Origin of the sequence: Tepidicella baoligensis (assembly GCF_013432195.1) — a bacterium.
GTDB lineage: Bacteria > Pseudomonadota > Gammaproteobacteria > Burkholderiales > Burkholderiaceae_C > Tepidicella > Tepidicella baoligensis.
Genome location: NZ_JACCDB010000017.1, coordinates 29,445 through 37,936 on the forward strand (window position 1 = coordinate 29,445; position 8,492 = coordinate 37,936).

At 64.6% G+C, this 8,492-nt stretch carries 8 protein-coding genes and 2 pseudogenes; 9 read left to right on the forward strand and 1 reads right to left on the reverse strand.

The features are described from left to right. Positions 1-27: 27 nt before the first annotated feature. The gene (locus HZS63_RS12830; protein ID WP_180684408.1) at positions 28-981 is read right to left on the reverse strand and encodes an SMP-30/gluconolactonase/LRE family protein; all 954 of its coding nucleotides are present in this window, start codon (positions 979-981) and stop codon (positions 28-30) included. Between the two features lie 41 nt (positions 982-1,022). Here HZS63_RS12830 and HZS63_RS12835 point away from each other — a divergent pair, with 41 nt between their 5' ends. The 9 genes and pseudogenes from HZS63_RS12835 to fusA form a co-directional block, all read left to right on the forward strand. Beyond that, a complete protein-coding gene (locus tag HZS63_RS12835) occupies positions 1,023-1,445 on the forward strand; it encodes a CopD family protein (RefSeq protein ID WP_180684409.1) in 423 nt (140 codons plus the stop codon). Between the two features lie 26 nt (positions 1,446-1,471). After that, a complete protein-coding gene (locus tag HZS63_RS12840; RefSeq protein WP_180684410.1) occupies positions 1,472-2,611 on the forward strand; it encodes a VanZ family protein in 1,140 nt (379 codons plus the stop codon). Next, positions 2,608-2,955 carry a (2Fe-2S) ferredoxin domain-containing protein gene (locus HZS63_RS12845; protein ID WP_180684411.1) on the forward strand — a complete coding sequence of 116 codons (348 nt, stop codon included), beginning with the start codon at positions 2,608-2,610 and terminating at the stop codon, positions 2,953-2,955. Before HZS63_RS12840 ends, HZS63_RS12845 begins: the two co-directional genes overlap by 4 nt. A 19-nt stretch (positions 2,956-2,974) precedes the next feature. Further along, positions 2,975-3,622 (forward strand): CocE/NonD family hydrolase, encoded by a 648-nt coding sequence (locus HZS63_RS12850; protein ID WP_180684412.1) that lies wholly within the window; start codon positions 2,975-2,977, stop codon positions 3,620-3,622. Continuing rightward, on the forward strand, positions 3,622-4,875 hold the full coding sequence (locus HZS63_RS12855) for a D-alanyl-D-alanine carboxypeptidase family protein (RefSeq protein WP_180684413.1): 1,254 nt from the start codon (positions 3,622-3,624) through the stop codon (positions 4,873-4,875). The genes HZS63_RS12850 and HZS63_RS12855 overlap by 1 nt, the downstream gene beginning before the upstream one ends. Positions 4,876-5,003: 128 nt before the next feature. After that, a complete protein-coding gene (gene rpsL / locus HZS63_RS12860) occupies positions 5,004-5,381 on the forward strand; it encodes a 30S ribosomal protein S12 (RefSeq protein ID WP_180684414.1) in 378 nt (125 codons plus the stop codon). Between the two features lie 192 nt (positions 5,382-5,573). Then, positions 5,574-6,044, forward strand: a complete 471-nt coding sequence (rpsG, locus tag HZS63_RS12865; RefSeq protein WP_180684415.1) for a 30S ribosomal protein S7 — start codon at positions 5,574-5,576, stop codon at positions 6,042-6,044. A gap of 83 nt (positions 6,045-6,127) precedes the next feature. After that, positions 6,128-6,658 (forward strand): annotated as a pseudogene (locus HZS63_RS12870) (GTP-binding protein); the annotation flags it as partial. An 89-nt stretch (positions 6,659-6,747) separates the two neighbouring features. Continuing rightward, positions 6,748-8,358: pseudogene (fusA, locus tag HZS63_RS12875) on the forward strand (elongation factor G); the annotation flags it as partial. Positions 8,359-8,492 lie beyond the last annotated feature (134 nt).

The following is an 8,492-nucleotide window of genomic DNA, read 5'->3' on the forward strand; positions in this document are numbered from 1 at the left end:
TGGCGTGAATTTTTTTAACATGCCGTTTCAGTCCCAATACACCGGGGTGGGCAAGCCCGGGGTGTCCACCGTCAGGCAGAACACACCGCCACACAGCGGGTATCGCGCGAGTTCCTCGCTGCTGCGGTGTGCCCGTGCCGTGGTCAGAAACAGCGTGCGCATGTCCGGTCCACCGAAGCACAAGCCGCTGGGTTGCAAGGCCGGTGCCGCGATCTCGGCCACGGTGTGCCCTTGCGGATCGATGCAGATGACCCGTCCGTTGCCAGCGATGGCTGCCCAGTACCGCCCGGCCTGGTCCATGGCCCCGCCGACCGGGCGATCCAGCGCAGGTGCAAGCGTCGAAGTGTCAGGGGTGCCGGGCGCGCTGCGCTTGAAGCGGTTCAGCGTGATCGGCATGCCCAATTCGGGCGGCCATAGCCCGGGGTTGGAGAGGGTGGCCTGTTCGACTTCCTGTGCCAGGGGATCGCACCAGACGAAGCTGCGCCCGTCGGGTGAACTGGACCAGCCCAAGACGTCATGCAGGCCCCGGCGCACGGCGATCAGTGGGGGGTTTGGGGTGGAACGGGTGCGCAGGCAGTACAACGTGCCGCCGCGTGACGGCCCAGACGCTGAAGCCGGCCTTTGCAGCAGCCAGTAGCGGCCCCAGGGATCGCAGCGCCCGCCCCGGATCACACTGTCTGTTGCCCCGAGCGGGAGTCGGGCCAGGGGCATGGGGGTATTGGCCCAGTTGGCGACGTGGTAAATCCCATCGGCCATCACCAGCAGCAGGCCGCCGCTGCGGCAGGGCGCCATGCCGGTCACCGCCTGTGGCAGATCCCAGTGCTCGGCGTGTCCGCTGGGCTGATGCCAGCGCCAGATGCGCTGCAATGGCGCGTCGAGCCAGTACAGCCGCTCTTCCCGGGCATGCCAGAAAGGCGCTTCGCCGCAGGCGCACAGCGTCTCGCTGATCGATTGCCATGGAGGGGAGGGGACGGCAGACATGAGGATGCGTCGTGGGCAGGTGGCTTGGCTACACTAGCCGGATGCTGTGGGTCAAATCATTCCATATTGTCTTCATCGCAAGCTGGTTCGCCGGGCTTTTTTACCTGCCGCGCATTTTCGTGAACCTGGCGATGGTGGAGCCGGGCAGCGTGGCTGAGCGCGAACGCCTGCTGCTCATGGCCCGCAAGCTGTTGCGCTTCATGACCCTGCTGGCCATTCCGGCGCTGGGGTTGGGGCTGTGGCTTTGGCTGGGCTATGGCATTGGTGCCGGTCAGGGCTGGATGCATGCCAAGTTGCTGGTCGTCGCGTTGCTGCTCGGCTACCACCACGCCTGCGCCCGCCTGCTGCGCCGGTTCGAGGCCCATCGCAACAGCCGGTCGCATGTCTGGTATCGCTGGTTCAACGAAGTGCCGGTGCTGCTGATGACCGTGGCGGTGGTGTTGGTCGTCGTCAAGCCGTTCTGAGTGCCACCTCCTCGGTCAACCATGGCATGAGGCCCACCACCCTTCCTGCCGAGCGGGGGCGCCGCCTGTCGCTGGCCTGGCCGGCCACCGCCGTCTATCTGGCGCTGATCGTGTATGCCAGCCTGTACCCGTTTTCCGGCTGGCGCTCGCAAGGCATCGTGCCCTGGTCGTTCCTGACCGCCCCGTGGCCCCAGTACTGGACCACATTCGACGTGGTCACCAACCTGCTGGGCTACATGCCTTTGGGGCTGTTGATCACCCTGGCCGTGGCCCGCACCGGAAGCGGCCGGGGCGCCTGGATCGCGGGCATGCTGCTGCCCAGTCTGGTGTCATTCTCGATGGAGTCCACCCAGAGCTACCTGTTGCAGCGCGTGCCCTCCCAGGTGGACTGGCTGCTCAACACGGCCGGCGGCATGCTCGGGGCGGTGCTGGCATGGCTGATGTTGCGCTGGCGTTGGCTCGGGCCCTGGACGGCGTTTCGTGAAGCGGGGCTGGTGTCTCAGACCCACGGCGGGGTGCTGGTGCTGGCGTTGTGGCCGTTTGCCCTGCTCTACCCCACGTCGGTGCCCTACGGGTTGGGGCAGGTCTGGCACCGGCTGGAGGCGGCGCTGCTGCGCCTGACCGATGGTTCCGTGTTGCAAGGCTGGGTCCCGCAGCCGGGGCTGACGGCGCCGTTGAGCCCGCTGTCCGAGGCGGTGGTGGTGGCCTTGTGCGTCTGGGCTCCCATGCTGCTGGCCTTCGCGCTGCTGCGCCTGCGCATCTACCGGGTGGTGTTCACAGGGCTGTCGGTGCCGGTGGTGCTCGGTGTGGGCGCGCTGTCGGCCAGCCTCACCTACGGACCAGCCCACGCCTGGGCCTGGCTCACCCCCCCCGTGGTACTGGGCCTCACGTTCGCCGCCGCCATGACGGTGTTCAGCCTCGCCATCGGGCACCGTACCGCCGCCGTGCTCTCGACGCTGGCCTGGAGTTTTGCCCTCGGGGTGCTCAACCGCGCCCCCGAGGTGCCCTACTTCGCCGAGACCTTGCAAATCTGGGAGCAGGGGCGGTTCATTCATTTTCACGGTCTGTCCCAATGGCTGGGCTGGCTGTGGCCTTACGCGGCCATCGGGGTTGGGTTGCGTCTGGCGCTGCAACGTGCCTCTGCCCTCTACAATGAAAAGCCATGAGCAACGTTCCAGCCGCGGCCGGCTACTATCAGCGCCACATCTTTTTTTGCGTCAACCAGCGGGCGAACGGCGAAGCCTGCTGCGCCGACCACCGTGCCCAGGAGGCATTCGAACACTGCAAAGCCCAGGTCAAGGCGCTGGGTCTCGCCGGCCCGGGGCGGGTGCGGGTGAACAAGGCCGGCTGTCTCGACCGTTGCGCGGGTGGCCCCGTGGCCGTGGTGTATCCCGAGGCGGTGTGGTACACCTATGTCGATCAGGCCGATGTGGATGACATCGTCAACCACCATCTGAAAGACGGTCACGTCGTCGAGCGCCTGCTGCTGGCGCCGAACGTCGGTCGGTGACGCTGCGGGGTGGCACACCGTGAACGCCCAGACGCAGGCCCTGTGGATACCTGGCCCAGCCGGGGTGCTGGAGGTGGCCGTGGACCGGCCCGCCCAGCCACGCGAAGGCGGTGGCGTGGCGGTCATTGCCCACCCGCATCCACTGTTCGGCGGCACCTTGAACAACAAAGTCGTCCAAACCCTTGCCCGCGCCCACGTGCAGCAGGGCTGGACCGCCGTGCGCTTCAACTTCCGTGGCGTCGGCCAGAGCGCGGGCAGCTACGATGAAGGCCGGGGCGAGCTCGAAGACCTGCTGGCCGTGCTCGGCCATACCGCCGCTGAGGGGCCGCTGGCGCTGGCTGGCTTCTCTTTCGGCGCTTTCGTGGCCGCTGCTGCCGTTCAGCGGCTGCATCCCGCGCGCGCGCTGCACTCGGTGGTGTTGGTCGGTGCCGCAGCGAGCCGCTTCGCTCTGCCACCGCTGGCCGAGGAACTTCACGATCGCTCGCTGGTCATCCACGGCGAGCAGGACGATACGGTTGCGCTGTCGGCGGTCATGGACTGGGCTCGACCGCAGTCCCTGCCGGTGACGGTCATCCCCGGCGTCGAGCATTTCTTCCACGGCCGCCTGCCGCTGCTGCGCACGCTGGTCCAGCGGCATCTGCGCGCCTGCGCCGCCATCCCCAACTGATGTCCAGGGCTGTTCGCCCTTTTGTCCCCCAAGAACGGAACCTTCACGTGTTTGCTGCTTTCGCTTCCTCTTTCCTTCGCCGCTGGTCTTGGTCTGTGTGCTTGCTGGTGTTGCTGTGGGCTTGGTCTGTGGCCGCACAGGCCCGCCTGCCCGAGCCGCCTGAAGTGGCTGCGCGCGCCTACCTGCTGCTGGATGTGACCACCAACCAGGTGCTGGCGGCCCGCGACCCCGACATGGAAGTCGAGCCGGCCTCGCTGACCAAGCTCATGACCGCCTATCTGGTGTTCGATGCCCTGCGCTCGCGCAGGATCACGCTGGAGCAGACGTTTACCGTGAGTGAGCGCGCCTGGCGCATGCCCGGCTCACGCATGTTCATCGAGCCGCGCATGCAGGTGCCCGTGGAGGACCTGCTCAAAGGCATGATCGTGCAGTCCGGCAACGACGCCACCATCGCGCTTGCCGAGGGCGTGGCCGGTTCCGTCGAGCGCTTCGTCGAACTGATGAATCAACAGGCGCGGGCGCTGGGCATGACGCGGACCCGCTACCTCAATCCAGAAGGTCTGACCGCACCCGGGCACGTGACCACCGCGCGCGACTTGTCCATCCTGGCTTCGCGCCTGATCAAGGACTTCCCCGAATTCGTGCCCTACTACGCGATCCAGCGCTACCGCTATCCTGGCACGCCCGCGGCCAACGACATGAACCGCAACCTCTTGCTGTTTCGCGACCCGACGGTCGATGGCCTCAAGACCGGCTACACCGCCGCAGCGGGCTATTGCCTGGTGGCCACTGCCCGGCGGCAGTTCGGTGGACTGGGGGAGGGCGCGGCGGGCGAGCGGCGGCTGCTCAGCATCGTGCTGGGGGCCGCCAGCGAGAATGCCCGCGCCGCAGAAAGCCAGAAGCTGCTGAACTGGGGGTTCTCCGCCTACGAGGCGGTGCGTCTGTTTGCGCCCGGGCAGCCGGTGGCTGAGCCGCCGGTCTGGAAGGGGCAGGCGGCCACCGTCAAGCTGGGTCGTTCCGAAGGGGTGGTGGTGTCGGTGCCTGCGGGACAGGCCGCGAACTTGCGTACCGAGGTGTTGCGCACCGACCCCTTGGTCGCGCCACTGCAAAAAGACCAGCCCCTGGGCACGCTGCGCATCACCACGGCGGCGGGCGAACCGGTATCCGAGGTTCCGCTGTTCGTGCTGGAAACGGTGCGTGAAGCGGGTTTCTTCGGCCGCTTGTGGGGTGCCATCCGGCTCTGGCTGCAGTGATGGCCATCGATGGGTGACGGCCGTCGCGCAAGCTTGCATGACGTTGTGCGTCGTGCTACAGTAGAGGGCTTTTCGGAATTTTCCGAAGGGTCTCGTATTTCTTTTTTCAAACGTTTAGGGACGTTTCAATGCCAACCATCAACCAACTCGTGCGCCAAGGCCGGGTGGTCGAAAAGACCAAATCCAAGAGCCCGGCCATGGAAAACTGCCCCCAGCGCCGCGGCGTGTGTACCCGTGTCTATACCACGACACCCAAGAAGCCGAACTCCGCGCTGCGCAAGGTCGCCAAGGTGCGCCTGACCAACGGCTTCGAGGTCATTTCCTACATCGGTGGTGAAGGCCACAACCTGCAGGAACACAGCGTGGTGCTGGTTCGCGGCGGTCGTGTCAAGGACCTGCCCGGTGTGCGCTACCACATCGTGCGTGGTTCGCTGGATCTGCAGGGCGTGAAAGACCGCAAACAGGCCCGCTCCAAGTACGGTGCCAAGCGGCCCAAGAAGGCCTGACCGGTCGTCTTGCCACAGTCTGCAGCGGTCACGCTGCGTACACAAATCGGTGCTTGAATGCCCTGCTGGCAGGCGCTCAAGCGTAGTGACCCCCAACGCACATGGGGTGCGCGGGTCGAGTAAGTGAGGGTCCTGTATGGCTCTCGCGGTGCCGCCGGAAGCGGTGCCAACTGAAGCAACAGAGGTAACAACATGCCACGTCGTCGCGAAGTCCCTAAACGTGAAATCCTGCCGGATCCCAAGTACGGCAATATCGAGCTGTCCAAATTCATGAATGTGATCATGGAAGGCGGCAAAAAAGCGGTTGCCGAGCGCATCATCTATGGCGCTCTCGAAACCATGGAAAAGAAAACCGGCAAGGATCCGCTGGAGCTTTTCACCATCGCCATCAACAACGTCAAGCCGCTGGTGGAAGTCAAGTCCCGCCGCGTCGGTGGCGCCAACTACCAGGTGCCTGTGGAAGTGCGTCCGGTGCGCCGCCTGGCCCTGTCCATGCGCTGGATCAAGCAAGCCGCCCGCAAGCGCAGTGAAAAGTCCATGGCCCTGCGCCTGGCCAACGAGCTGCTGGAGGCCACCGAAGGCCGTGGCGGCGCCATGAAGCGCCGCGACGAAGTGCATCGCATGGCCGAAGCCAACAAGGCTTTCAGCCACTTCCGCTTCTAAGCGGCGCGCATATCGCATTCCCAGGGCCCGCTTCACTCTCACGAGGGGTGGCGGGCTTTGCCTGTATTTTTCGGAGAATATTCATGGCACGTACCACGCCTCTCGAGCGTTACCGCAACATTGGTATCTCGGCCCACATCGACGCCGGCAAAACCACCACCACCGAGCGCATCCTGTTCTATACCGGCGTGAACCACAAGATCGGTGAAGTGCACGACGGCGCCGCCACCATGGACTGGATGGAGCAGGAGCAGGAGCGCGGCATCACCATCACCTCCGCGGCCACCACCTGTTTCTGGCGCGGCATGGACATGTCCTACCCCGAGCACCGTTTCAACATCATCGACACCCCGGGCCACGTGGACTTCACCATCGAGGTGGAGCGTTCCATGCGCGTGCTCGACGGCGCCTGCATGGTGTACTGCGCCGTGGGCGGCGTGCAACCCCAGTCGGAAACCGTCTGGCGTCAGGCCAACAAGTACAAGGTGCCCCGTCTGGCCTTCGTCAACAAGATGGACCGCACCGGCGCCAATTTCTTCAAGGTCTACGAACAGATCAAGACCCGCCTGAAGGGCAATCCCGTGCCGGTGGTCATCCCCATCGGGGCCGAGGACAACTTCAAGGGCGTGGTGGACCTCATCAAGATGANACCGGCGCCAATTTCTTCAAGGTCTACGAACAGATCAAGACCCGCCTGAAGGGCAATCCCGTGCCGGTGGTCATCCCCATCGGGGCCGAGGACAACTTCAAGGGCGTGGTGGACCTCATCAAGATGAAGGCCATCATCTGGGACGAAGCCTCCCAGGGCATGAAGTTCGAATACCAGGACATCCCCGCTGAACTCCAGGCCCAGGCCGAAGAGTGGCGCGGGAAAATGGTGGAGGCCGCTGCCGAAGCCAACGAAGAGCTGATGAACAAGTACCTCGAAGGGGGTGAGCTTTCCGAGGCCGAAATCAAGGCCGGCATCCGCGCCCGTACCCTGGCCGTGGAAATCCAGCCCATGCTGTGTGGCACCGCCTTCAAGAACAAGGGCGTGCAGCGGATGCTCGACGCCGTGATCGACTTTCTGCCCTCTCCCGTGGACATCCCGCCCGTGGCCGGTACCGACGAGAACGAGCAGGTAACCACCCGCAGGGCCGACGACGAGGAAAAGCTCTCAGCCCTGGCGTTCAAGCTGATGACCGATCCGTTCGTGGGTCAATTGACCTTCGTGCGTGTGTACTCCGGTGTCCTCAAGAAGGGCGACACCGTGTACAACTCCGTCAAGGGCAAGAAAGAACGCATCGGCCGTATCGTGCAGATGCACGCCAACAACCGTCAGGAAGTGGAAGAGATCCGGGCTGGCGATATCGCCGCCTGTGTGGGCCTGAAGGAAGTCACCACCGGTGAAACCCTGTGCGATCCGTCGGCCATCATCACGCTGGAGCGCATGGTGTTCCCCGAGCCGGTGATCGCGCAGGCCGTCGAGCCCAAGTCCAAGGCCGACCAGGAGAAGATGGGCATTGCCCTGAGCCGTCTGGCTGCCGAAGACCCGTCTTTCCGCGTGCGCACCGACGAAGAGTCCGGCCAGACCATCATTGCCGGCATGGGCGAGCTGCACCTGGAAATCATTGTCGACCGCATGAAGCGCGAGTTCGGCGTCGAAGCCAACGTCGGCAAGCCGCAGGTGGCCTACCGCGAAACCATCCGTGGTACCGTCGAGGAAGCCGAGGGCAAGTTCGTGCGCCAGTCCGGTGGTAAGGGCCAGTACGGTCACGTGGTGTTCAAGATCGAGCCCAACGAACCCGGCAAGGGCTTCGAATTCATCGACGCCATCAAGGGCGGTGTGGTGCCGCGCGAGTACATCCCCGCGGTGCAAAAGGGTGTCGAAGAGGCCCTGAACACCGGGGTGTTGGCCGGCTATCCGGTGGTGGACGTCAAGGTCACCCTGCACTTCGGTTCTTACCACGATGTGGACTCGTCCGAACAGGCATTCAAGATGGCCGCCATCTTCGGTTTCAAAGAAGGCTGCAGGAAAGCCCAGCCTGTGATTCTGGAACCCATGATGGCCGTGGAAGTGGAAACGCCCGAAGACTACGCCGGCACGGTGATGGGCGATCTGTCGTCCCGCCGCGGCATGGTGCAAGGCATGGACGACTTGCCTGGCGGCGGCAAAGCCATCAAGGCCGAAGTACCGCTGTCCGAGATGTTCGGCTACGCCACCACGCTGCGCTCCATGACCCAAGGCCGTGCGACCTACACCATGGAGTTCAAGCACTACGCGGAAGCGCCGCGCAACGTGGCGGAAGCCATCATTGCGGCCCGCGCCAAGTAACACCAGTCTGGTCTTCGGTGGCGCCCGAGCGCCCGGCCTGCTGCCCGTGGCAGGCCTGCACCGGAGACGTTAAACCCACACGGGCATTGTTCTTTTGATGAGGAATTTGCATCATGGCAAAAGAAAAATTCGAG

Excerpts from the sequence above, each read along its gene's own strand:
- HZS63_RS12830 (WP_180684408.1), bottom strand. The coding sequence starts at position 981 with ATGTCTGCCGTCCCCTCCCCTCCATGGCAATCGATCAGCGAGACGCTG.
- HZS63_RS12835 (WP_180684409.1), top strand. The coding sequence starts at position 1,023 with ATGCTGTGGGTCAAATCATTCCATATTGTCTTCATCGCAAGCTGGTTC.
- HZS63_RS12840 (WP_180684410.1), top strand. The coding sequence starts at position 1,472 with ATGAGGCCCACCACCCTTCCTGCCGAGCGGGGGCGCCGCCTGTCGCTG.
- HZS63_RS12845 (WP_180684411.1), top strand. The coding sequence starts at position 2,608 with ATGAGCAACGTTCCAGCCGCGGCCGGCTACTATCAGCGCCACATCTTT.
- HZS63_RS12855 (WP_180684413.1), top strand. The coding sequence starts at position 3,622 with ATGTCCAGGGCTGTTCGCCCTTTTGTCCCCCAAGAACGGAACCTTCAC.
- rpsL (WP_180684414.1), top strand. The coding sequence starts at position 5,004 with ATGCCAACCATCAACCAACTCGTGCGCCAAGGCCGGGTGGTCGAAAAG.
- rpsG (WP_180684415.1), top strand. The coding sequence starts at position 5,574 with ATGCCACGTCGTCGCGAAGTCCCTAAACGTGAAATCCTGCCGGATCCC.